Consider the following 22,829-nt stretch of genomic DNA (forward strand, 5'->3'; position numbering starts at 1 on the left):
TGCTCTTCCGTGAACCGCTTCTTCAAGTCCGTTCTCCTCGTATAAAACGAACTTTACTAAGTTTCAGGTGGCCCTGTTTAGGGGGAGCAGGTCAGAACGTCAGGTAGGCCTCGGCGAGCTTGCGCGTGCCGTGCTTGTCGACGTTCTTGTCGACCACCGCGACCGACGGCTCGGCAAGGATGGACAGCGACGGCGCGACGATGTCGAACTGATCCGGCCCCAGCTCCTTGACCGCCAGCACCGCCTCGTTCTCCCACGACAGCAGCACGTCGCCGATGCCGCGCTTGGTGAAGGTCAGCGTCGCGCCGCGCGCGCCGGTGTCGAGCACCGGTACGTTCTTGAACAGCTGGGCGACGAAGGCGCGCGCACGCGCCTCGTCGCCGTGGTGTTTCTTCAGCGCGTAGCCCCAGGCGGCCAGGTAGTTCCAGCGCGCGCCGCCCGAGGTCTTCGGGTTCGGCGTGATCACCTGCACGCCCGGCCGGGCCAGGTCGTCCCAGTCGCGGATCTGCTTCGGATTGCCCTTTCTGACCAGGAACACGATGGTCGACGTGTACGGCGCGCTGTTGTTCGGCAGGCGTGTCTCCCAGCGCTTGGGCAGCAGGCCGTGGTCGGCCAGCGCGTCGATGTCGTAGGCCAGCGCCAGCGTCGCGACGTCGGCCGCCAGGCCGTCGATAATGGCGCGCGCCTGCTTGCCCGAGCCGCCGTGCGACTGCTTGAAGCTGACGTCCTCACCGCTCTGCTTTTTCCATTCGGCGGCGAAGGCGCGGTTCACGTCCTGGTAGAGCTCGCGGGTCGGGTCGTACGAGACGTTGGTCAGCGTGACGGCGTGCGCGCCGGTGGCGAACAGGGCGGCGGTCGCTGCCCACGAGAGACGTTTCAGCAAGGCATGCATGGCGGGCTCCGGGTGGTATGGGTTTGAGTCGGGCCCAGTCTAAACACGCTTGTTTAAGTTTAAAAAGGAATAAAAAACTATTTTTTAATAACAATTAGAACTTTGTTCTGTCGTTTTTTATTTCAGAAAAGAATTAAGTAATTTATTTTTATTCTTTTTTATCCGTTTCTGTCGTGCCAAGCTGACGGCATCGCCATCGTCACAGGAGCGCGTCATGACGCTATGCCGTCCCCCTTTTCCGGTCGTCGTGCAACCGGGCTGGAAGAATTCCGGCGCCGCGCACTGGCAAAGCCACTGGCAAGTCGCGCTCGGTGCCCGTCGCGTGCACAACCGCGACTGGTACGCGCCGCGGCTCGGCGACTGGCTCGCCGGCCTCGACGCCGCACTCGACGCGGCCGGCGAGCCGGCGCTGGTGATCGCGCACAGCCTCGGCTGCGTGACGCTCGCGCATTACGCACGCCGTCATCCGCACCGCGTCGCCGCCGCCGTGCTGGTCGCGCCGGCGGACGTCGAGCGCGCCGGCGCGCCCGAACAGATCGCCGGCTTCGGCCCTATCCCGCGCGAGCCGCTGCCGTTCCCGTCGCTACTGATCGCCAGCGACGACGACCCGTTCTGCCGCGCCGAACGCGCGCAAAGCTTGGCCGGGCACTGGGGCAGCGAGCTGGTGTGGCTCGCCGGCGCCGGCCACATCAACGCCGACTCCGGCCACGGCCCGTGGCAAGAAGGGCTAGAGCTGCTGGACGACTGGCTCGCCGGCCGCCTTGCCGCCTGAACGGCGGACATAAAAAACGGGGCGCCATGCGCCCCGTGCTGCCAGCCGTTTCCGCCGCGTTACTGCGCGGCGGAAGCGGCCGGTTTTTTCGCGTGCACCGCCTTCTTGGCGTGGTGCATCTTGGCCTTGTGCGTTTTTTCCGCGGCCGGCTTGGCCGTCGCTTTTTGCATGGTGGTCGCCGCCGGCTTGGACGCGTAGGCCTTCGCCTCGGCCGCGAAACCGGACAGGGAGGTCATGCCCAGCGCGCAGGCCAGACCGATGATGGCAAGACGTTTCATGCTGCTTCTCCTTAACAGAAGGACGATTCGTGGACCGGGGGGCCGACGTCGACCTCACCCTTGCTATCAGGCTAGCCGTCCCAGCCGCCGCCTTCCGTATGCCTCTGGTGTCAGACGGTAAGCGGGTGTAACACCCGCCCGGCGCAGACCCCGCTTCGCGCCTGCCAAGGGCGCGGCAGCGGGTATAATGGCCGCTCGCCCCGATCCAGAGTTTTCTTGGCATGACCCGCAACGACCAACTCTCCCGCCTCTTGCCGCAGCGCTTCGCCAACGGCACCCAGATCCGCCGCTTCGCCAAACCCTGCCCGCGCTGCGGCGGGACGGTCGAGGCGCGCGACATGGAAGGCCAGATGATGATGCTCGACCAGAAGCTGTTCCTGGCCGCGCACGCAGCCTGCCCGCACTGCGACCACCGCTTCGGCGTCGCCTGCGCGATCACCGCCGACAAGCGCGTACACCGCGTACGGCTGCCGATGTGGCTGTACAAGCTGTGGATGAAGAGCAACGCGCGCCGCGGCGTGACCATCGTGCCGGCCGACCCGCAATGGCAAGGCGAGGAAGACGACGCGCCGCCGCCGGTGCCGTCGATCGCCGACGCCGAGCTGAGCTTCGACGACGCGATCGTCGGCCGCTTCCAGGGCGAGGCGATCCCCGAGGCGTGCGAGTGGCAGGGCCGCCGCTACCGCTTCGAACGCGTCGTCCAGCCCGGCCTGCCGGCCCAGTGCGCCGCGCACGAGATCCTGGTCCGCGCGCACCTCGTCTACGCGCTCGAGGATGCGCCGCAGCCGGCCTGACGGCGCCTCAGGCGAAGTCGCCCCACAACGTCTGCAGCGCGGCGACCGCGGCCAGCGCGGCGGTCTCGGTGCGCAGGATGCGCTCGCCGAGCTTGAGCGGCGTCCAGCCGGCGGCCAGTGCCGACGCTTCCTCCCTCGCGCTCAGCCCGCCCTCGGGGCCGGCCAGGAGCGCGGCGCGCGTCGGCGCGCTGGCGAGCTTGGACAGCCGCTCGGTGCCCAAGGGCGACAGCATCAGCCGCGCGCCGTCCGGCTGCGCGCCGCGCAGCCATTCGTCGTAGCCGAGCAGCGGCCGCACCTCGGGGATGCGGTTGCGCCCGGACTGCTCGCACGCCGACACGACGATGTCCTGCCAGCGCGCGACGCGCTTGTCGGCGCGCTCGCCCGACAGCCGCACCACCGAGCGCTCCGACAATACCGGCTGGAACCATGCGACGCCGAGCTCGACGCCTTTTTGCAGCGTGAAGTCCATCTTCTCGCCGCTGGAGACCGCCTGCACCAGGCCGACCTCGAGCCGCGACTCGCGCTCGAGCGGCAGCGCCTGGGCGAGGCTGACCACCGCGCGGCGCTTTTCCAGCGCCAGCAGCGTCGCCGGCACCTCGCCGCCCCGTCCGTTGAACAGCGTCAGCGCGTCGCCCTCCTTCAGGCGCAGCACCTGCACGTGGCGCAGTACCGGCTCGGGCAACTCGAAGGGCGTGCCGGCTTCCAGCGCGGCGTCGACAAAAAACCTTGGCATCGTAGTATTGAAACTCGGGGGCAATAACGCTATTTTGCGGTGTTTCCCTTCAACGCAACAACCGCTCTGCACGGCCGTGCCCTACCCGCGCGCGACCGGCCGCCACGACATACAAAGGAGATTGGGGATGCAGGTGGTCGACCAGGTGATCCGCGTCGTGCGCGACGTCGCCCAGACCGAAGTGATGCCGCGCTTCTTGCGCGTCGGCAAGAACCGCAAGGAAGACGGCAGCCTGTTCACCGAGGCCGACCTCGCCAGCCAGGCCGCGCTCGAGCGCCTGCTGCCGACCATCCTGCCGCACCCGGTGCTCGGCGAGGAGATGAGCGCCGCCGAACAGCAGGCGCTGTGGGACGCCAACCGCGACGGGCTGTGGGTGGTCGACCCGATCGACGGCACCACCAACTTCGTCAACGGCCTGCCCTACTTCGCGATCTCGGTGGCGCTGATCGTCGCCGGCCGCGCCGAGGTCGGCGTCGTCTACAACCCGGCCAGCGGCGAAATGTTCTACGCCCAGCGCGGCCAGGGCGCGCACCTGAACGGCATGGCGCTGCCCTTGAAGAAGGCGGCCAACCCGATGGGCGACGCGATCGCCGCGGTCGACCTCAAGTACCTGCGCTCGGGCCGGCTCGCCAGCCGGCTGCTGTCGGTCGCGCCGTTCTCCAGCCAGCGCAATATGGGCGCCTCGACGCTAGACTGGTGCTACCTCGCCGCCGGTCGCTACGACCTGTACGTGCACGGCGGCCAGAAACTGTGGGACTACGCGGCCGGCGCCGTCATCCTCGAGGAAGCCGGCGGCGGGCTCGCGCGGCTCGAGGACGACGACTTCTGGAGCGGCCCGGTCTGGCAGCGCTCGGCGCTCGCCGCCTTCGACACCGAGCTGTTCGGCCAGTGGCGGCGCTGGGTGCGCAACAACCAGTAAGCCGTCGCGGGCGGCGCCCGGCATGGCGACATGAAAAGGCTCGGCCAACCCTGAAAGGTTGGCCGAGCCTTTTCTGTATTCCGCTTCAGGCCGACTTGGCCGCCGGCCGCGCCGGCTGGCGCTTGTAGTCGCGCCAGCCGGCGACGCTGTAAAGCAGCAGCGCGCCCCAGATCAGCACAAAGCCGGCCAGCCTCGCCGCGCCCAGCGGCTCGTGGTAGAGCCACACGCCGAGCAGGAACTGGATCGTCGGCGACAGGTACTGGATCACGCCGAGCGTCGCCAGCTTCAGCCGCCGCGCCGCGCCGGCGAAGAACAGCAACGGCACGGTGGTGACCAGGCCGGCGCCGACCAGCAGCGCGACCGTCGCCGGCGGACTGTCGAGGATGGCCGCCTCGCCGCGGCCGGCCAGCGCCGCGAGGCCGGCCAGCGCCCACGGCGCCAGCAGGAAGGTCTCGAGCGCCAGCCCCTCGAGCGAGGCCAGCTTGGCCGTCTTCCTCAGCAGGCCGTACAGCGCGAAGGTGACGGCGAGCAACAGTGCGATCCACGGCACCTGGCCGACGCCGAACGACAGCCAGGCGACGCCGGCGGCCGCCAGCGCGATCGCCGCCTTCTGCACGCGCGACAGCCGCTCGTGCAGGAACAGCGCGCCGAGCGCGACGTTCATCAGCGGGTTGATGTAGTAGCCGAGGCTGGCCTCGACGACGCGCTCGTGGTTGACCGCCCAGATATAGGCCAGCCAGTTGATCGACAGGCACAGCGACGAGGCGGCGAACAGCGCGAGCACGCGCGGCTGGCGGAAAGCGCGCAGCACGACGCGCTGGGTGCCGAGCGCGACGAGCAGCACGGCCAGCAAGAGCGCCGACCAGACGATGCGGTGGGCGAGGATCTCGAGCGCCGACACCGCCGCGAGCGGCTTCCAGTACAGCGGGAACAGCCCCCAGCACAGGTAGGCGCCGAAGGCGAAGCCGACGCCGCGGACGGCGTCGGCGTGTTGCGGATGGGAGGAAGACATGGGCAATCGCCGGGAACGGTTTACGCCGTGACTATACCGGTCGGGATGGTTTTCCGACAGCGCCAGGCCCGCGCCGGCGCCTCAGCCGAGGGTAATCGCCAGATAGCCGAGGTAGAGCGCGCCGTTGACGAACAGATGCCACACCTTGATGCGGCCGGCGTGCCAGCGCAGCCACGCCGCGCCGGCCAGCGTCAGGGCGACGCCGGCGAACACTTCCTTCTGTGGCACCCACGGCGTCAGCGCGATGCCGATCGCCGGCAGCAGCGTGCCCTGAAACACCATCGCGCCGGTGATGTTGCCGAAGGCCAGCGTGTCCTTGCGCTTGCGGATCCACAGGATGGAATTGACCTTCTCCGGCAGCTCGGTCGCGATCGGCACGATCATCAGCGACAACCACAGCGCCGAGACGCCGATCAGCTTCGAGGTCGTCTCGACGTGGGCGATGAAGCCGTAGGCGCCGTAGACCAGCAGCGCGAGCGCGCCCGCCAGTTGCGCGACGATGGTCGCCCCGTTGCCCGGCAGGCCGAGGCGCGCGAGGAACATCGCGTCGCCGGCCTCGGTACCGTGGCCGCCGTGCACCAGCGCGGCCGAGGCCCTCAGCGTCGCGAGGATGTAGACGAAATACAGCAGCACGAGGCCGGCCGACAGCGTCGCGCGCACCGCCGGCTGCTCGTGCGGCACGAACATCGCGACCGCCGCGAGGCCGAAAGCGGCGATAAAGGTGTTCAGGTCGCGCACGAAGCCGCTCTTCTCTGGCGCCAGCCGGCCGGACACGCCGCGCTTTTTCAGCGCGAACAGCGCCATCAGGCACACCGACAGCGTCGACAGCATCAAGGGGGCGCCGAGGATGGCGCCGACGCCGATCTCCTCGGCAACGCGCGCGTTGCCGCCCTTCATGCCGCCGAAAATCGCCAAGAGCGGCACCAGCGTCTCGGGCAGCGCGGTACCGATGGCGGCGAACAGCGAGCCGGTCACCCCCTCGGAAATCTTCAGCTTCTCGCCCAGGTGTTCGAGCGCGTTGGTGAACAGCTCGGCAGCCAGCAGGATCAGCAGCAGCATCACAAGCAGTGCGCCCAGTTCGGAGAGCATCGGTTCGGACCCCTTCATTCGGAAGCTGTTCACGACGACGTAAAACGCGTCGAGCATGCGCCTTTCGCCGCCGGCTGACAACGACGCGCCAATAAGGAAAGGGCGCCACGGTTGCCCGTGGCGCCCTTATCGGGGTGCTGTCTTTGCAGCGCTTCTTTACAGTTTCTCCGTAAACCTGTGCGTGGTGCAGATGACCTCTTTTCGCGCCGGCCCCGCGGGCGGGCGGAAACGGAACTTCATTCCACGGCCGTAACGATATCCTTACTGAAGCCCTTTTCGCAATACTTGCATTTCAGTTTGATGTCGTTCGTCTGCTCGCTGACGTAAAAAAAGCTGTCGACCGGCTCGACGTGCGAGATGCAGTTCGAGTTCGGGCAGGCGAAGATGCCCTCGATCGTCGCCGGCATCGCAAGCTTATGTTTCTTCACGACTTCCGAATCGCGGATCACGTTGACGGTCGCCTTGGGCGCGAACAGCGCCAGCTCGTTGGCCTGCGCCTCGGTCAGTTCGACGTTCTCGACCTTGATCAGGTCCTTGGCGCCCATGTGGCGCGAGCTCAGGTTGAAGCCGACGTTCACGCGTTCGCCGAGCTCGGCCAACTTGAACAGGCGCAGGATACGCAGGCCCTGTCCGGCCGGGATGTGGTCGATCACGGTGCCGTTTTTCAGGCCTTCGACGGTGCGGGTGATGGTCATCTCGTGGTTCCTTCCGCAATTCAGACGGTTTCGTTCAGCACCAGCGACAGCAGCGCCTGGCGCGCGAACACGCCGTTCTTGGCCTGCTCGAAGTAGTAGGCGTGCGGACTCGCGTCGACCGCGGTCTCGATCTCGTCGACGCGCGGCAAGGGGTGCAGGATCTTCATATTGTCGCGCGCGCCCTTGAGCATGTCCTCGCGCAGCACGAAGCGGCCCTGGATCTTCTGGTAGTCGGCCTCGTCGAAGCGCTCCTTCTGCACCCGGGTCATGTAGAGCACGTCGACCTCGGGGATCACCTCCTCGATGGTCTCGGCCAAGGTATAGCTGACGCCGCGCTCGGCCAACATCTCGCAGATGTAGTCGGGCATCGCCAGCGCCTCGGGGCCGACGAAGTAGAAGCGGCAGCCGAACAGCGACAGCGCCTGCGCCAGCGAGTGCACGGTGCGGCCGTACTTGAGGTCGCCGACGAAGGCCAGCGACAGCCCCTCGAGCGTGCCCTGCGTCTCGCGGATGGTGAACAGGTCCAAGAGCGTCTGCGACGGGTGCTGGTTGGCGCCGTCGCCGCCGTTGATCACCGGCACCTCGGAGAATTCGCTCGCCAGCCGCGCGGCGCCTTCCTTGTGGTGACGCATCACGATCGCGTCGGCGTACGAGGAGATGATGCGGATCGAGTCCGACAGCGTCTCGCCCTTCTTGGTCGAGGTGTTGCTCGCGTTGTCGAAGCCGATCACGCGGCCGCCGAGGCGCTGGATCGCGGTCTCGAACGACAGGCGGGTGCGCGTCGACGGCTCGAAGAAGCAGCTGGCGATCAGCCGGCCCTGCAGCAGGTCGTCGCGCGGCGACGCCTTCAGACGCGCGGCGGTGTCGACGATCAGTTCGAGTTCTTCGCGGGAAAAGTCCGGGATGGACAGGATGTGCTTGCGAAACAGCGGGTTGGCCATGTCTTTAACGTCCTCGAGCTAGAGCCTGTGGTGAACCTGATCGCGGCGGCGCCGGGTGCGAAAGCGCCCACGCGCGGCGGTGAGCCGGGCGTGGGCGGGTGCCGGACAAATCGCGGGCCATTGTAAACCCAAGCCCCCCTCGCTCCAACCGCTTTGTCGCGCGCCGCTCAGCGCGCGCGCGCCGCCTCCTCGCGCAGCCACGCGCACACCGCCGCCACCGCCGGCCGCTCCTCGGCGCCGGGCCGCGTCAACAGGTGGTAGCGATAGGGGCCGCGCACCGCGAGGCCGCCGAACAGCGGCGTCAACAGGCCGGCGCGCACCGCGTCGCCGAGCGTCGCGTGGCTGGCGATCGCGACGCCCTGCCCGGCCATCGCCGCCTCCAGCGTCAGGTAGGTGTGCGAGAACAGGTGGCCGGACAGCCTTCTGGGCGGCGTCACGCCGACCGCGCGCAGCCAGCGCGGCCAGTCGATCTGCGCCGGGATCTCGGGGACGATCTCGTCGTGCAGCAAGGGCACGCGCCGCTCGACCAGCTCGGCCGGCTGGCACAAGGGCGCGCGCGCGGCGAGGAAGGCGCGGCTGGCGACCGCGACGAAGTCCTCCTCGATCAGCACCTCGGCCGCGAGGCCCGGGTAGGGGCCGGGGCCGAGCCGGATCGCCACGTCGGCCTCGCCGCGCGCCAGATCGACCGGCTGCACGCCGGCCAAGACGCGCACCTCGACCTCCGGGTGGCGCTCGGCCAACGTGGTCAGCCGCGGCATCAGCCAGCGGCTGACGAAGGACGGGATCGCGGTGACGGTGACGACGCGGTCGTCGTGGCGGCTCTTGAGCGCGCGCGTCGCGGTCTCCAGCTGCGCGAACAGCTCGGCGATAGCCATTGCATAGTCGCGGCCGGCGGCGGTCGGCAGCACGCCGCGCGCGTGGCGGTCGAACAGCCGCACGTCGAGCCAGGCCTCGAGCTGCTTGACCTGGTGGGCGACGGCGTTCGGCGTCAGCGCCAACTCCTCGGCGGCGCGCGCGAAGCCGCCGTGGCGCACCGCCGCCTCGAAGGCGCGCAGGCTGGACAGCGGGGGCAGGCGCATCAGGCTCAATCCTTTTGAGTCAATGCAGCAAAATTACCAGTTTGTGTGCAGCGCGTCACCGGCTCTAGGCTTGGAACATCGAGCGGCCCTGCAAGGGGCAGAGCCGCAAGTCCTTCTCGCCTCGGAGTCCCATCATGTCCCTGATCGGCAGTTTGCTGGTCGCCGGCTCGGCCGCCGGCTTCGGCAGCATGGCGCTGTTCGCGCACTACGCCTACGCCGACGGCGTCAACCCGGGCACGCTGACCTTCCTGCGCTTTCTGATCGGCGCGCTCTTGCTCGGCATCTGGGTGTGGGCGCGCGGCGTGCGCCTGCCGCGCGGCCGGGTGCTGGCCGCCTACGCGCTGATGGGCGGCGGGCTGTACTGCGTCGCCGCCTGGTGCTACTTCGCCGCGTTGCAGTACGCCAGCAGCGGCGTGGTCGCGCTGATGCTGTACACCTACCCGCTGTTCGTCGCCGGCATCGCGACGCTGACCGGCAACGAGCGCTTCGGCCGCCGCGAGCGGCTGGCGATGGCGCTGGCGGCGCTCGGGCTGGCGCTCGCGCTCGGCGGCGGCGGGCTCGGCCAACCTCTGGGCCTCGCGCTCGGCGTGCTGGCCGGCCTCTTGTACGCGGTGTATCTGGTCGCCGGCAGCCGGCTGGCCGACCGCTGCGACCCGTTCGCCGCCGCCTTCGTCGTGCTCGCGTCGGCCGCCGCGTCCAACGGCGCGATGGTCGCGCTCGGCGACGGCTTTTCGCTGCCCGCAGGCGAAAACGGCTGGCTGGCGGTGGTCGGCATCGGCCTGTTCTCGTCGGCGCTGGCGCTGGCCGCGCTGTTCGCCGGCATGCGCCGCCTCGGCGCGACGCGCGCCTCGGTGCTGTCGACGGTCGAGCCCCTGATCACGATCGCGCTCGGCTGCGTGTTCCTCGGCGAGGCGTGGACCGGCCTGCAGTGGCTCGGCTCGCTGGCCATCGTCGCCGCGGCGCTGGCGATCACGCTGCCGCGCAAGGCCGCGAGCGCCGCCTGAAGCCGGGCCTCGGCCAACAAAAAACGGACGGGAAAACCCGTCCGTTTTTTCGTGCCTGCCGGCCTCACAGCCGGAAGTTGCCGACCAGGCTTTCCAGCCTCGCCGACAGCGCGGTCAGCTCGGCGACCGCGGCGGCGACCTCGCCGACCGTCTCGCCGTTGGCCTGCGCCATGCCGCTGATGCGCTCGACGTGCTGCGCGATCTCGGCGCTGGCGCTCGACTGCTCGCGCGTCGCCGCGGCGATGTCGACCATGCGCGTCACCAGCTCGCCGGTACGCTCGCGCACGTGGCGCATCGACTCGTTCGCCTCGCCGGCGACGGCGACGCTGTCGTTCATCAGGCCGCTGGTGCGCTGCACCTCGCGCACCGCCTCGCGCGTCTCGTCGCCGATCGCGGTCACGATGCCGGAAATCTTCACCGTCGCCTCGGCGGTGCGCGCCGCCAGGCTCCTGACCTCGTCGGCGACCACCGCGAAACCGCGGCCCGATTCGCCGGCGCGCGCCGCCTCGATCGCCGCGTTCAGCGCCAGCAGATTGGTCTGCTCGGCGATGTCGCGGATCACCTGCACGATGCCGGTGACCTCTTGCGAACGTTGGCCGAGGCCGTTCATGCGCTCGGCCAGGCCCTTCATCGTGTCGTTGACGCGGCCGATGTCGCCGGCGACGCGCTCGACGACGCGCACGCTGTCGTCGGACAGCGCGCCGGTGTCGCGCGCCATCGCTTCGGCCTCGCCAGCGGTGTCGGCGATGTGCTGCACGCTGACGGTGACCTCTTCGACGCCGGCGGCGGTCGCGCTGGCGGCGTCCGACTGCCGCGCCGACGCGGCGCGCACCTCGTCGGCCGACGCGGCAAGCTGCGCGGCGGCGCGCGACACGGCGACGCTCTGCTCGCGCACGTCGACGAACATCGCGTGCAAGCTGGCGATGAAGCGGTTGAAGGCGTCGGCGGTGCGGCCGATCTCGTCGCGGTGGGCGACCTCGATGCGCGCGGTCAGGTCGCCCTGGCCGCTGGCCAGGCCCTCCATGGTGTCGGCCAGGCGATTGAGGGGGCGCGTCAACACGCGCACCACGGCGAACAGCGCGGCGAGGATGGCGATCAGCGCCACCGCGCCGATCGCGATCGCGCCGTTACGCACCTCGACCGCCGACGCGACGATGGCCGCGTCGGGCACGCTGACGCCGAAAGACCAGAACTGGCCGGTGTCGCCGATCGGGATCGGCGTAAAGAAGTGGGTGAAGCCGCCGTGCTCGAACACGAAGGGCTTGCCGGCCCTGACCGCGTCGAGGTGGGCGGCGAGCGCGTCGTCCGCGGCGACCGGCTTGCCGAGCAGGCCGGCGTCCGGGTTCACCACGTAGAGGCCGCCGGCCGACACCATCGCCACGTGGCCGGTCTGGTACGGACGGATCGCGCCGAAGCGCTTTTGCAGGTCGGCCAGCGACAGGTCGGCGGCGGCCACGCCGGCGAAGCGGCCGGCGGCGTCGCGGATCACCACCGCCAGCGAGCTCTCGAGCAGCTTGCCGTTCTGCACCTCGTACCAGTAGGGCTCGGTGATGGTGTCGCGGTTGCGCTGCTTGGGCACGTGGTAGAAGTCGCCCCAGCCCGGCTTCTCGTAGTCGGGCACGTAGGCCTCGGGGTTGGCGCGGTACTTTTCGAACTGCGCGACGCGGTCTTGGCTCATCATCACGTCGGCGCTCGCGCGGCCGGCGGCGTTCCTGGTCGCGTAGATGTTGTAGCGGCCGGTCGGGTCGTGCTTGGGCCAGTCGAGCCGGTGGGCGTCGTCGCGGCCGTCGAAGGCGTTCGGCTCCCACAGCGTCCACAGGCCGACCACCTGCGGCGCCTTGTCGAGCAATTCGAGCGTCAGCGCGTCGGCCAGCCGGCGGTCGGCGCTGCCGGCGGCCTTGAGCCCCACGAGCGTCTGCGCCAGGTGGCGCGGCAGCTCCATCGCGCGGTTGATCTCGGCGGCCGCCTGCTGGCCGTAGCCCTCGGCCAGGGTCCGCGCCTTCTGGTAGCCGGCCTCGCGCGCCGCCTCGTAACTCATCTTGACGATCAGGCCTATCATCGCCGCGAAACCGACGAATACCGCGCCCGCCGCGACGACGGTGATGCGCGTGCTCAGCCTTCCCCACTTCCGATTCCCTGCCATCAACATCCCCTTTGCCTGCTGTTCTGATGCGTCGTGCAGCGAAATACTCTGGCACTGCCGGCGAATGTCGGCAAGCGGGGCGAGCACGGGGGCGGCGATACCGCCGGCCTTGCAATGCGCGCGCGCCAAACCATACTCATTGGGCTGCACCCGAGGACCGCCGCACGCGGCGGCCCGTCGTCGTCGACCTTGTTCCGGGAGAGTCAGATGAAGATGAAGCCCTGCACGATGATCGCCGCGCTGCTCGCCGCCCTGGTGGCGGCCGGCTGCACGACCACCTCGAATACCGCCACCCCGGCGGCGGCGTCCGGCGCCGCGATGAGCAAGCGCCAGACCATCGACGCCGGCGTCGACGAGGCGCTCGCCCGGCTCTACCGCGAGGCGCGCGGCTCGCGCGAGCTGATCGCCAAGTCCAAGGGTGTGCTGGTGTTCCCGTCGGTGCTCGCCGCGGGCCTGGTGGTCGGCGGCGAATACGGCGAAGGCGCGCTGCGCGAGGGCGGCCGCACCAGCGGCTACTACCGCACGGCCAGCGGCTCCTTCGGCCTGCAGGCCGGCGCGCAGTCCAAGGCGATCGTGCTGGTGTTCATGACGCAGGAAGCGCTCGACCGCTTCCGCAACAGCAGCGGCTGGACCGCCGGCGTCGACGCCAACGTCGCGCTGATCAAGGTCGGCGCCGACGGCTCGATCGACACCAAGACCGCGCAGGCCGACGTCGCCGGCTTCGTGATGACCAACGCCGGGCTGATGGTCAACGTGTCGCTGCAGGGCACCAAGATCTCGCGGCTCGACCTCTGAGCCGCCGCTCACGCTCGCCTTCGCCGAAAGCGCCGGGCACCGAAGCGGCGCCCGAAAGCAAAACGCCCCGCGATGCGGGGCGTTTTGCTGGTCCGGATCAGGCGAGCCGGAAACGGGCGACCGACTCTTGCAGCGTCCGGGCGACGCCGTTGAGCGTGTCGACGTTGTCGTCGATGCTCCGCACGCCGGCGCTGCTCTGCTCGGACAGGCCGACGATCTGCTCGACGTTGCGCGCGATCTCGCTGCCGGCGGCCTTCTGCTCGACCAGCGCCAGCGTGATGCCCTGCACCAGCGACAACACCTCGGCGCTTTGCTGCCGGATGTGCTGCAGCTTGTCCTCGACCTGCTCGGACAGCGCGTTGCCGGCCTCGACCTCGACCACCGCCTGCTCCATCTTGGCGGCCGATTCCTGCACGCCGTGCTGGATCGCGTCGACCATCTCGGTGATCTCGCGCGTCGACACCGCGGTGCGCTCGGCCAACTTGCGCACCTCGTCGGCGACCACCGCGAAGCCGCGGCCCTGCTCGCCGGCGCGCGCCGCCTCGATCGCCGCGTTCAGCGCCAACAAGCTGGTCTGGTCGGCCACGTCGCGGATGGTATCGACGATGGCGGAGATCTTCGCCGACTCGACGCCGAGCGCGCGCACGTTGTCGGCCGACGCGAGCACCACCTCGCGCACCTGGTGGATCTTGCGCGCGACCTCGGACACCTGCGCCGCGCCCTCGCTGACGTCGGCCTGCGCCTGGCCGGTCAGGCGCTCGACGTTCTCGGCCGAGCCGGCCATCTCGGACACGCCGACCGCCAGCTCCTCGACCGCCGCGGCGATCTCGGTGGTCGACTGCGACTGCTGCGCGCAGCCGTCGGCGACCTGGCTGGACAGCGACTTCAGGTTGCCGCCGGCGTGGCCGATCTGCTCGCTGCCCTGGCGGATGCGGCCGATCATGCCGGCCAGCTCGGTCTGCATGTGCGCGAGCACGCCGAGCACGCTGCCCGGGCGGCGGCCGTCGATTACGCCGTCGAGCCGGCCGGCGGCGATCTCGCGCAGCTGGTCGGCCACCACCTGCGGCTCGTCGCCGAGGATGCCGATCAGCTTGCGGTAGGCGAACATCAGGCTCAGCGCCAGCGCCAGCGCGGTCGCGACGATCAGGCCGATCACCACGCGCATCCAGAAGGCCTGCTTCTCGAGCGCGACCGCCACCTCGCCGGCGGTGCGCTCGGACAGCATGCCGAAGAAGGCGTCGAGCGGGCGCAGGATCTCGGCCTTGGTCTTGTGGTAGGCGGCGTCGTGCAGCACGCGCACCGCGAACGCCCGGTCGGGCTCGCCCAGCCGGGTGTAGCCGCCCGCGCCGTCGTCGAAGCGGCCCTTGACCGCGTTCATCGCCGCGGTCTCGGTCTTGACCAGCGCGTTGGACAGCGCCTGCGACTCGCGCAGCTTGGCGAACTCGGCCTCGGTGACGCCGGCGCGTTCGAGCAGCGTCTCCAGCGCCACCGTCTCGCCGTCCTCGCGCGGCTTGGCCTGCCCGCCGGCGACGAAGTCCCAGTAGATGCGCTCGTAGCTTTGCGGCCGCGGCTTCTTGCCGTCGCGGATCGCCAGCACGTCGCGGTACTGCTGCTCGTAGCGCGCGTCGCCGGTGACGGCGTAGGTGCGCGCCATGCGCGTCAGCTCGTCCGAGCTCTGCCGCAGTTCGTCGGCGAGCAGGTAGGTCTGGAAGCGACTGTTCTCCGCCGCCTCCAGCTCGCCCGACGCCTGCTGCAACTGCCAGGCGGACAGACCGAGCGCCGTCATCAGCACCACGCCGCCCGCCGTCAACACCGTGAACAAACTTCGCAAGGTCATATCGCCTCCCGGCCTTCCGGCCCTGAATTAAGCTTCAGATTGTAAGTCGGCCGAACCAATTTAAATTAAATTTTTATCAATTATATGATTTGTCATTTTTAAATATCCCGCCGTACTGTCTTGCCACCATCGCCCGTCTTGCCCGGGACGACCGCGCGGCGACCTTCCAGCAATTATTCAAAAAGCATGTTTTAGAAACATAGCAACACAAATGACAAACGCCACGCGAAGTGGCGGTGCTGTCGCGAATCTTCACGATTTGTTCATCGCGCGGCGCGTGAAAACGGGGCGAGGTGCGACGTCCGGCCGGCGGCGCGCAGCGGGTCGAGCGAGGCCAGGAAGGGCCGCAGGTTGACGCCGATCAGCACCAGCAGGCCGCGACGTCGGCCACACGGCTTCCCGGCTCAGCCATGACGCGCCTGCCGGTCGCGCCAGCGGCGGTACAGGTGCGGCTCGGGCAGCGGCAGCGTGACCGGCAGCAGAGGCAGCGGCTGTCGGGCGAAAGCTTGGCCGAGCCCCCGGTAGAGCGGCGCGGTCGGCAGGCCGTAGGCGGCGCCGTCTTCCTCGCCGTAGGCGTAGTAGACCGCCTCGACGCCGGCCTGGTACATCGCCGCCAGACACATCGCGCACGGGAAGCCGCTGGCGTACAGCGTCGAGCCGGACAGGTCCGGCGTGCCGAGCCGGCGGCTGGCGGCGCGGATCGCCTCGATCTCGGAATGGCAGGTCGGGTCGTGGCTGGCGTCGATGCCGTTGACGCCGGTGGCGATCATCAGGCCGTCCTTCACCAGCACCGCGCCGAAGGGCTGGCCGCCGGCCTCGACGTTGGCCTCGGCCAGCCGCAGCGCCTCCTGCAGATAGGCTTCGTGCATGGACATGGAACACTCCTCGGACGGAAAAACACGGAACGCACGGCCGCGGATGCGGCGGCGGCGACGAGTCTAAGAGCGCGCGCTATCATTCAGAAATGAAATGTCCAACTAGTTGCCAGTGAAAACAACAATGAGTCAGACGATGATCGATCCGGTGCTGCTGAAAAGCTTCGTCGCGGTGCTCGAGAGCGGCAGCTTCACCCGCGCCGGCGAGCGCGTGCACCTGAGCCAGTCGACCGTCAGCCAGCAACTGAAACGGCTCGAGGAACAGCTCGGCTGCGAGCTGATCGACCGTTCCGGCCGCTACATGGTCGCCACCGAGCACGGCGAGCGGCTGCTCGGCTACGCGCGCCGGCTGCTCGGCCTGATGGAAGAAACGGTCGAGCAGCTGCGCGAGGCCCACGCCGAGAGCGAGGTGCGCATCGGCGTGCCGGAGGACTTCGCGTCCGACGCGCTGACGCCGGCGCTGGCGGCGTTCGCGCGCGCGCACCCGGCGATCCGCCTCGAGGTCACCAGCGGGCTGAGCAACACGCTGTGGCGGCAGTTCCAGGCCGGCGACTACGACCTGGTGCTGGTCAAGCAGCGCCCCGGCCACGCGCAGGGGCTGGCCGCCTGGCCCGAGCCGCTGGCGTGGCTGGACAGCCTGGCCGAGCCGACGCACGCGCGCGACCCGCTGCCGCTGGTGGTCTTTCCGCCCGGCGGCCTGTACCGCGACGAGCTGATCCACTCGCTCGAGAGCGCCGGACGGCGCTGGCGCATCGCCTACACCAGCGGCAGCCTCGCCAGCATCCGCTCGGCGGTCGCCGACGGGCTCGGCGTCAGCGTGCTGCCGTCGCGGCTCGCGCTGCCGGGCCACCGGCGGCTCGACGAGGCCGACGGCTTCGCCGCGCTGCCTTCGCTCGAACTGGCGCTGCACCTGGCCGAACCGGCTCCGCGCCGCGTGCGCGAACTGGCCGGGCGGCTGATGACGCTGTGCGCCGAGGCGACCGGGCCGGTGCACGGCTGACGCGGCCTGCATGGCCGCGCGCCTCAGCGCTTGGGCTTGGCGAACAGCTTGACCGGCGGCCGGACGGCCGCGTCGCCGCTCTTGAAGCGCACGTAAAGCTCCTCGACCTTTTGGCGCGCCCACGGCGTGCGGCGCAGGAAGGTCAGACTCGACTTGATGCTCGGGTCGTGGGTGAAGCAGCGGATCGCGATACGTTGGCCGAGGCTCGGCCAACCGTAGGCGGCGACCAGCTCCTTCAGCATCATCTCCAGCGTCACGCCGTGCGTGGGGTTGTTGGCTTGGCTCATGTCGGTCACGGGAAAGCGGGGCGGGGCTGCAGTGTACCGGAATCGTGCGCGGGGCAACGCGCGCCCCGCCCCAGCGCGGTCCGCGCGCTCACTTGCCCTTTTGCGGGTCGTCGGCCGGGTTCAGGTAGTGGATGTCGAACGGTCCTTCGCCGTGCAGCTGCACGACGACCGGCTTGCGACTGTACGCGTAGTGGTGGTGCCTGGCGTCGACCGCGTAAAAGCCGCCGGCCTTGAGCACCAGCGCCTTCGACGGCTCGACCTTGTCGCCCATGCCGAGGTAGAGCACGCCGGAGATCACCGTGACGTTTTCGGTCCGCGTATGCCAGTGCGGCGGGATCTTGTAGCCGGCCGGCGCCATCAGGCGGATGGTGAACGGCCCCGGCTTGCCCGGGTCGCCGGCGAGCACCGCGAGCTTCGCGCCCTTGGGCAGCGACGGCGGCGCGTCGACCCACTTGAGCCGGCTGGCATCGGCGAAGCGCGCGCCCGTATGGCCCGGCCCCGGTCCGCGACCGGGCATGCCGTCGTGCATCGCATCGTGCATTTCGTCCATATTGCCGCCCATGCCGCCGCCGTATCCCGGCGTGCCCTCGCCCGCCGCCCACGCCGCGACCGGTCCGCCCAGCGCCAGGCACAGCGCCACGGCCAGACGTCCTCTGCTCGCCACTTTCATCGCACACTCCTTCGCTTGGCGCGTCGCAGGCGTCGGCCAGCCCCGCGCCATGGCCGGCCGGCAGCTCCCGCGCAAGACGGGGCCGGATTGAAGCTTAGTCCGCGCCCGGCCTCGTGCAAAAAAGCCCGGCCACCCCGCGCGAGGTTGGCCGAGCCCTTGTCCCGCCGGCGCCGTTCCGCCGCCTACTGCGGGCGCTGCTTGAAGAAGGTGATGGTCGCGCTGGCCGGCACCGCCGACGGCGGCGGCGACGCGAGGATGTGTTTCTTCATCTTGCCCATCACGTGCATCTCGCACGGCTTGCAGTCGAACTTCAGCGTGTAGGTCTCGTTGCCGGTTTTCAGCGTCATCGGCTCGGCGCGCACCTGGCCCATCACGCCCTTCACGCCCTTGGCCTGCTTCGGGCACAGGTTGAACGAGAAGCGCAGGCAGTGCTTGGTGATCATCAGGCTGACCTCGCCGTCCTCCTGGTGCGCCTCGTAGGCGGCGTCGATCACCTCGACGCCGTGCTTGCGGTAGAAGCGCCACGCCGCCTGGTTGTAGACGTTGGCCAGGTAGGACAGCGACTTCTCCGGGTAGGCGACCGGCGGCTCGATGGGTGCCTTCCTCGGCTGGCGCGGCCACGCGGCGACGCGCGCCGCTTCCAGTTTTTCCACCGCGTCGCGGCGCAGCGCGTTGATCGCCGAGGCCGGCACGAACCACGGCTCGCGCAGCGTCAGCGCCACGTCGTGCGCGAAGAACATCGTGTTGCCGAGCTTGGCCAGGTTGTCGCGCAAGCCCGCCTCGGCCTTGGCCGCGTCGCGCGCCGGCTCGAGCGCCAGCCTGGCCGAGGCCGTCACGCCGACGCCGTCCTCGTCGGTGACGGTCAGCTCGAGGCCGTCGGCGCTGTCGGCCAGCTGCATCCACACGCCGACGCGGCGCTCAGCCGACTTCTTCAACAGCGCGAGCTCCCACGCGTGGTCGCGGTTGCGGTTGATGGTGGCGCCGACCTTGAGGCCGGCCAGCGCCTCTCGCGCGTCGTTCGGCCACACGCGCCAGACGTCGCCGTCCTCGCCTTTGCCGACCTTCTCGACCGTGTTGGCCTGCACGCCGACCACGTCGCGCTTTTTCATGTAGTTGAGGCCGTCGCCGTTGGCGAGCGCCTCGGGCGTTTCGATCTCCAGCCAGTCGGCGCCGACGCGGGTCACGTGGCCGATGGGCACGCCGACGAACTTCGGCGAATCGAAGGCGCCGATGTCGATCTTGCGGCCGGTGGCGAAGTAGTCGGTGCCGCCGCGGTTGAAGGTCTTGTCCGGGTTCGGGCTGAAGTAGATCTCGCTGGTGCCGCTGCTCGCCCGCGCCAGCTCCGGGCGGCTCTCGAGGATCTCGTCGAGCAGCAGCCGGTAGTGCGCGGTGATGTTTTTGACGTAGGACACGTCCTTGTAGCGCCCCTCGATCTTGAACGAGCGCACGCCGGCGTCGATCAGCGCTTCCATGTTCGCCGTCTGGTTGTTGTCCTTCATCGACAACAGGTGTTTCTCGAACGCGACCACGCCGCCGTCCTTGTCGGTCAGCGTGTACGGCAGGCGACAGGCTTGCGAGCAGTCGCCGCGGTTGGCGCTGCGGCCGGTGTCGGCGTGGCTGATGTAGCACTGGCCGGAGAACGCGACGCACAGCGCGCCGTGGATGAAGTATTCGATCGTCGCGTCGCTGCCGACCGCGTCGGCCACCTTGCGGATCTGCGGGATGGTCAGCTCGCGCGCCAGCACCAGCTGCGAGAAGCCGGCGTCGGACAGGAACTTCGCCTTCTCCGGCGTGCGGATGTCGCACTGGGTCGAGGCGTGCAGCTGGATCGGCGGCAGGTCGATCTCCAACAAGCCCATGTCCTGGATGATCAGCGCGTCGACGCCGGCGTCGTACAGCTGCCAGACCAGTTTGCGCGCGGCGTCGAGCTCGGCGTCGTGCAGGATGGTGTTCAGCGTCGCGAAGATGCGCGCGTGGTAGCGGTGCGCGAACTTCACCAGATCGGCGATCTCGCCGACCTCGTTGCAGGCGTTGTGGCGCGCGCCGAAGCTCGGCCCGCCGATATAGACCGCGTCCGCCCCGTGCAGGATCGCCTCGCGGCCGATTTCGACGGTCTTGGCGGGCGACAACAGTTCAAGCTGGTGGGGGGACAGGCTCATGCGGGGGTCCTTCGGGTGGCGGTGGCGACAAAGCGCGGAAGTATAGCGGAATCAGTGGCTTAGGTAAAAAGCGCGCGACGGGCTCGGCCAACGTGGCAAGGCCGGAAGCCGGCGCATCGCGCACGCACCGCGATCCGGCCCGGCGACGCGGCCCCGTCAGCGCGCAGGCAGCGCGAGCCGCATCACCCGCCGCGCCTCGCCCGGCCCGAAATAGGCCGTCTCCTCGCCGACCGCCGCGAAGCCGAGCTTGCGGTACAGCGCCACCGCGCCGGCGTTGGCGGGGTCGACCGTCAGCGTCAGCGAGCCCGCGCCGCGCGCCGCCAGCGCCGCGATCAGCGCCTCGGACAAGGCGCGGCCGACGCCGCGGCCGCGCGCGCGCGCGCGCACCGCCAGCGACAGCACCCACGCCGCGCCCGGCGTCTCGGACGGCGCGCCGACGATGTAGCCGTCGAGCTCGCCGTCGCCGCCGTCGGCGACGAAGAACAGCCCCGGCCACAGGTCGAACGCCTGGCGGAAGAAGAAGTCGGGATAGACATGGCTGCCGAACACCGCCGTCTCGACGGCGTGGACGGCGGTCAGATCGGCCAGTCGCGGGGGGCGGATCGTCATCGCATCACCTTGCACCAAACAAAGGCGGCAGTCTGGCGCAAGGGCGCCGTCGCGCACAACGCGGCGGGCCGGCCGGCGGCGCGACGGCATAAGACCTTGCCGCAGCGACGACACTCCGGCCGCGCCGCCGCTCGGCCAACGTTGGCCGAGCGGCGGCGCTCAATCGTCGTCGAGCGCCACCTGGTAGCCGGACGACAGCTTCTGCTGCACCTCGTGCGGCACCGCGTCGTAGTGGCTCAACACCAGCGCGTAGGCGCCCTGACCGGCGGTGATCGACTTGAGCCGGCCGGCGTAGCCTTCGAGCTCGGCCAGCGGCACCTGGCCGCGGATCAGCACCATCTCCTGCGACAAGGGTTCGGTGCCGGTGACCTGGCCGCGCCGGCCGGTCAGGTCGGCGGTCAGGTCGCCGAGCTTGACCTCGGGCGCGGTGATCTCGATCGCCGCGACCGGCTCGAGCACGATCGGATGGGCGGCGCGCAGCGCCTCGAGCATCGCCTTGCGGCCGGCGGCCTGGAAGGCGACGTCCTTGGAATCGACCGAGTGGCTCTTGCCGTCGTAGACGGTGACCTTGATATCCTCGACCGGGAAGCCGGCGACCGGCCCGGCCGACAGCGCGGCGCGCACGCCCTTCTCGACCGAGGCGATGAACTGGCCGGGGATCACGCCGCCCTTGACCTCGTCGACGAAGGCGAAGCCTTCGCCGCGCGCGCGCGGTTCGACGCGCAGGAACACCTCGCCGAACTGGCCGGCGCCGCCGGTCTGCTTCTTGTGCCGGTGGTGGCCGGCGGCCGGTCGGGTGATCGTTTCGCGGTAGGGCACGCGCGGCGGGCGCGTCGTCACCTCGAGCTTGTAGCTCTGCGCCATGCGGTCGAGCAGGTAGCGCAGGTGCATCTCGCCCATGCCGCGCAGCACCGTCTCGTTGGTCGACGCGTGCTGCTCGACGCGCACGCACGGGTCCTCGGCCGGCAGCCGGTGCAGCACCTCGGCGATACGCTGCTCGTCGCCGTGGCGACGTCCCTCGATCGCCAGCCCCTGCATCGGCGTCGGGAAGGCGAGCGGTTTCAGATGGATGTGGTCCTCGTCGTGCGAGTCGTGCAGCACCGCGTCGAACTCGATCTCGTCGACCTTGGCGACCGCGCCGAAGTCGCCGGGAAGCAGCGCGTCGACTTCTTCGTAGCGCTTGCCCTGCAGCCGGAACAGGTGGCCGACCTTGAACGGCCGCTTGCCGTCGCCGACGAACAACTGCGAATCGCGCGTCACCGTGCCCTGGTGGACGCGGAAGACGCCGAGCTTGCCGACGAAGGGGTCGATGACGACCTTGAACACGTGCGCGAGCACGTGGCGGGACGGGTCGGGCACGGAGCGGAACGGCACCGCCGCGTCGCCCTCGCCCTTGTAGAACAGCGGCGGGTTGCCCTCGGCCGGGTTGGGCGCGAGCCGGGCGAGCACGTCCAAGAGCTCGGCCACGCCGGCGCCGGTGCGCGCCGACACGAAGCACAGCGGGATCAGGTGGCCCTCGCGCAGCGCGCGCTCCAGGGGCGCGTGCAATTCGGCCGGCGTGACCTCGCCGGCCTCGAGGTAGCGCGCCATCAGTTCCTCGTCGACCTCGACCACCTGGTCGATCAGCGCCTGGTGCGCGTCGGCCACCGACGAGAAGTCGGCGTCGCCGGCCGGGTTGAAGAAGCAGTCGACCACGCGGCTCGCGCCGTCGGCCGGCAGGTTGATCGGCAGCACCTCGCGGCCGAAGGTCTCGCGCAACTGCGCGACGAGGCCGGGCAGGTCGACGCGTTCGGCGTCGATCTTGTTGACGACGATCATGCGGCACAGGCCGCGCCCGGCGGCCCAGTCCATCATCCGCCGCGTGGTCAGCTCGATGCCGTTCTGCGCGTTGACGACCACCAGCGCCGTCTCGACCGCGGCCAGCGCCGCCAGCGCCGGGCCGACGAAGTCGGGGGTGCCGGGGGTGTCGATCAAACGGATCTCGGCGCCGCCATGTTGGAAATGGACCAGCGCCGAGTTCAGGGAGTGGCGGTATTCGCGCTCGAGGGGATCGAAGTCGCAGACGGTGTCGCCGCGCTCCAGCGTCCCCATCGCGCCGATCGCGCCGCTTTTGAACAGCAGCGCCTCGGCCAACATCGTCTTGCCGCCGTCGCTGTGGCCGACCAGGGCGAACGTGCGGAGGGCTTCGACCGTATAGCTGGGCATGACATTCTCCTGAGCGGGCATCCTGCTCGGAGTATAGGCAC

The 22,829-nt window shown here is 69.6% G+C and carries 22 protein-coding genes; 6 read left to right on the forward strand and 16 right to left on the reverse strand.

Translation table 11 applies throughout. The features are described from left to right. Positions 1-91: 91 nt before the first annotated feature. Positions 92-892, reverse strand: coding sequence for a sulfate ABC transporter substrate-binding protein (locus tag EV683_RS12600; protein WP_131863014.1), 801 nt, complete (start codon positions 890-892; stop codon positions 92-94). 214 nt (positions 893-1,106) lie between these two features. Here EV683_RS12600 and EV683_RS12605 point away from each other — a divergent pair, with 214 nt between their 5' ends. Continuing rightward, positions 1,107-1,664, forward strand: a complete 558-nt coding sequence (locus EV683_RS12605) for an RBBP9/YdeN family alpha/beta hydrolase (protein WP_066612246.1) — start codon at positions 1,107-1,109, stop codon at positions 1,662-1,664. A gap of 59 nt (positions 1,665-1,723) precedes the next feature. Here EV683_RS12605 and EV683_RS12610 read toward each other — a convergent pair whose 3' ends face one another. Further along, positions 1,724-1,942: an acid-shock protein gene (locus EV683_RS12610; RefSeq protein ID WP_131863015.1), complete on the reverse strand. Its 219-nt coding sequence runs from the start codon at positions 1,940-1,942 to the stop codon at positions 1,724-1,726. A 221-nt stretch (positions 1,943-2,163) separates the two neighbouring features. On the opposite strand from EV683_RS12610, the gene EV683_RS12615 reads away from it, so the two are divergent. Further along, positions 2,164-2,736 carry a hypothetical protein gene (locus EV683_RS12615; protein ID WP_066612250.1) on the forward strand — a complete coding sequence of 191 codons (573 nt, stop codon included), beginning with the start codon at positions 2,164-2,166 and terminating at the stop codon, positions 2,734-2,736. Positions 2,737-2,743: 7 nt separating this feature from the next. Here the strand turns inward: EV683_RS12615 and EV683_RS12620 are convergent, their stop codons facing one another. After that, positions 2,744-3,469 (reverse strand): 16S rRNA (uracil(1498)-N(3))-methyltransferase, encoded by a 726-nt coding sequence (locus tag EV683_RS12620; RefSeq protein ID WP_131863016.1) that lies wholly within the window; start codon positions 3,467-3,469, stop codon positions 2,744-2,746. Between the two features lie 133 nt (positions 3,470-3,602). Between EV683_RS12620 and EV683_RS12625 the strand changes: the two genes are divergently transcribed. Further along, positions 3,603-4,388 carry an inositol monophosphatase family protein gene (locus EV683_RS12625; protein WP_066612289.1) on the forward strand — a complete coding sequence of 262 codons (786 nt, stop codon included), beginning with the start codon at positions 3,603-3,605 and terminating at the stop codon, positions 4,386-4,388. A gap of 85 nt (positions 4,389-4,473) precedes the next feature. Here the strand turns inward: EV683_RS12625 and rarD are convergent, their stop codons facing one another. The 5 genes from rarD to EV683_RS12650 all read right to left on the reverse strand — a co-directional run bounded on the left by rarD (position 4,474) and on the right by EV683_RS12650 (position 9,204). Beyond that, the gene (rarD, locus tag EV683_RS12630) at positions 4,474-5,400 is read right to left on the reverse strand and encodes an EamA family transporter RarD (protein ID WP_131863017.1); all 927 of its coding nucleotides are present in this window, start codon (positions 5,398-5,400) and stop codon (positions 4,474-4,476) included. Between the two features lie 81 nt (positions 5,401-5,481). Beyond that, entirely contained in the window at positions 5,482-6,546 is a 1,065-nt protein-coding gene (locus EV683_RS12635) for a sodium:calcium antiporter (RefSeq protein WP_243694761.1), read from the reverse strand. Between the two features lie 179 nt (positions 6,547-6,725). Beyond that, positions 6,726-7,184: an aspartate carbamoyltransferase regulatory subunit gene (pyrI, locus tag EV683_RS12640; protein ID WP_066612256.1), complete on the reverse strand. Its 459-nt coding sequence runs from the start codon at positions 7,182-7,184 to the stop codon at positions 6,726-6,728. Between the two features lie 20 nt (positions 7,185-7,204). Continuing rightward, positions 7,205-8,125 carry an aspartate carbamoyltransferase gene (gene pyrB, locus EV683_RS12645; RefSeq protein ID WP_066612257.1) on the reverse strand — a complete coding sequence of 307 codons (921 nt, stop codon included), beginning with the start codon at positions 8,123-8,125 and terminating at the stop codon, positions 7,205-7,207. Positions 8,126-8,292: 167 nt separating this feature from the next. After that, positions 8,293-9,204, reverse strand: a complete 912-nt coding sequence (locus tag EV683_RS12650; protein WP_131863018.1) for a LysR substrate-binding domain-containing protein — start codon at positions 9,202-9,204, stop codon at positions 8,293-8,295. A gap of 134 nt (positions 9,205-9,338) precedes the next feature. Here EV683_RS12650 and EV683_RS12655 point away from each other — a divergent pair, with 134 nt between their 5' ends. Next, entirely contained in the window at positions 9,339-10,208 is an 870-nt protein-coding gene (locus EV683_RS12655; protein ID WP_131863019.1) for a DMT family transporter, read from the forward strand. A 64-nt stretch (positions 10,209-10,272) separates the two neighbouring features. On the opposite strand, the gene EV683_RS12660 is transcribed toward EV683_RS12655, so the two are convergent. Then, positions 10,273-12,351 carry a methyl-accepting chemotaxis protein gene (locus tag EV683_RS12660; RefSeq protein ID WP_131863020.1) on the reverse strand — a complete coding sequence of 693 codons (2,079 nt, stop codon included), beginning with the start codon at positions 12,349-12,351 and terminating at the stop codon, positions 10,273-10,275. Positions 12,352-12,558: 207 nt separating this feature from the next. Between EV683_RS12660 and EV683_RS12665 the strand changes: the two genes are divergently transcribed. Further along, complete coding sequence (locus tag EV683_RS12665; RefSeq protein ID WP_066612261.1) at positions 12,559-13,146, forward strand: BPSL1445 family SYLF domain-containing lipoprotein; 588 nt, start codon at positions 12,559-12,561, stop codon at positions 13,144-13,146. A gap of 97 nt (positions 13,147-13,243) precedes the next feature. Here the strand turns inward: EV683_RS12665 and EV683_RS12670 are convergent, their stop codons facing one another. Both EV683_RS12670 and EV683_RS12675 read right to left on the reverse strand, forming a co-directional pair. Beyond that, the gene (locus EV683_RS12670; RefSeq protein WP_131863021.1) at positions 13,244-14,983 is read right to left on the reverse strand and encodes a methyl-accepting chemotaxis protein; all 1,740 of its coding nucleotides are present in this window, start codon (positions 14,981-14,983) and stop codon (positions 13,244-13,246) included. Positions 14,984-15,387: 404 nt separating this feature from the next. Then, positions 15,388-15,858: a nucleoside deaminase gene (locus tag EV683_RS12675; protein ID WP_066612264.1), complete on the reverse strand. Its 471-nt coding sequence runs from the start codon at positions 15,856-15,858 to the stop codon at positions 15,388-15,390. Between the two features lie 124 nt (positions 15,859-15,982). On the opposite strand from EV683_RS12675, the gene EV683_RS12680 reads away from it, so the two are divergent. Then, positions 15,983-16,858 (forward strand): LysR family transcriptional regulator, encoded by an 876-nt coding sequence (locus EV683_RS12680; protein ID WP_131863022.1) that lies wholly within the window; start codon positions 15,983-15,985, stop codon positions 16,856-16,858. A 23-nt stretch (positions 16,859-16,881) separates the two neighbouring features. Here the strand turns inward: EV683_RS12680 and EV683_RS12685 are convergent, their stop codons facing one another. From EV683_RS12685 to fusA, 5 genes are all read right to left on the reverse strand, one after another. Beyond that, positions 16,882-17,145 (reverse strand): VF530 family protein, encoded by a 264-nt coding sequence (locus tag EV683_RS12685; protein WP_131863023.1) that lies wholly within the window; start codon positions 17,143-17,145, stop codon positions 16,882-16,884. An 88-nt stretch (positions 17,146-17,233) separates the two neighbouring features. After that, positions 17,234-17,815, reverse strand: a complete 582-nt coding sequence (locus tag EV683_RS12690; RefSeq protein WP_131863024.1) for a cupin domain-containing protein — start codon at positions 17,813-17,815, stop codon at positions 17,234-17,236. Positions 17,816-17,997: 182 nt separating this feature from the next. Further along, the gene (locus tag EV683_RS12695) at positions 17,998-19,974 is read right to left on the reverse strand and encodes a peptidase U32 family protein (RefSeq protein ID WP_131863025.1); all 1,977 of its coding nucleotides are present in this window, start codon (positions 19,972-19,974) and stop codon (positions 17,998-18,000) included. A 156-nt stretch (positions 19,975-20,130) separates the two neighbouring features. Further along, positions 20,131-20,583 (reverse strand): GNAT family N-acetyltransferase, encoded by a 453-nt coding sequence (locus EV683_RS12700; protein ID WP_131863026.1) that lies wholly within the window; start codon positions 20,581-20,583, stop codon positions 20,131-20,133. Positions 20,584-20,742: 159 nt separating this feature from the next. After that, the gene (gene fusA, locus EV683_RS12705) at positions 20,743-22,788 is read right to left on the reverse strand and encodes an elongation factor G (RefSeq protein ID WP_066612278.1); all 2,046 of its coding nucleotides are present in this window, start codon (positions 22,786-22,788) and stop codon (positions 20,743-20,745) included. Between the last annotated feature and the right edge of the window lie 41 nt (positions 22,789-22,829).

The sequence above is a fragment of the Crenobacter luteus genome, from assembly GCF_004345725.1.
Classification (GTDB): Bacteria; Pseudomonadota; Gammaproteobacteria; order Burkholderiales; family Chromobacteriaceae; genus Crenobacter; species Crenobacter luteus.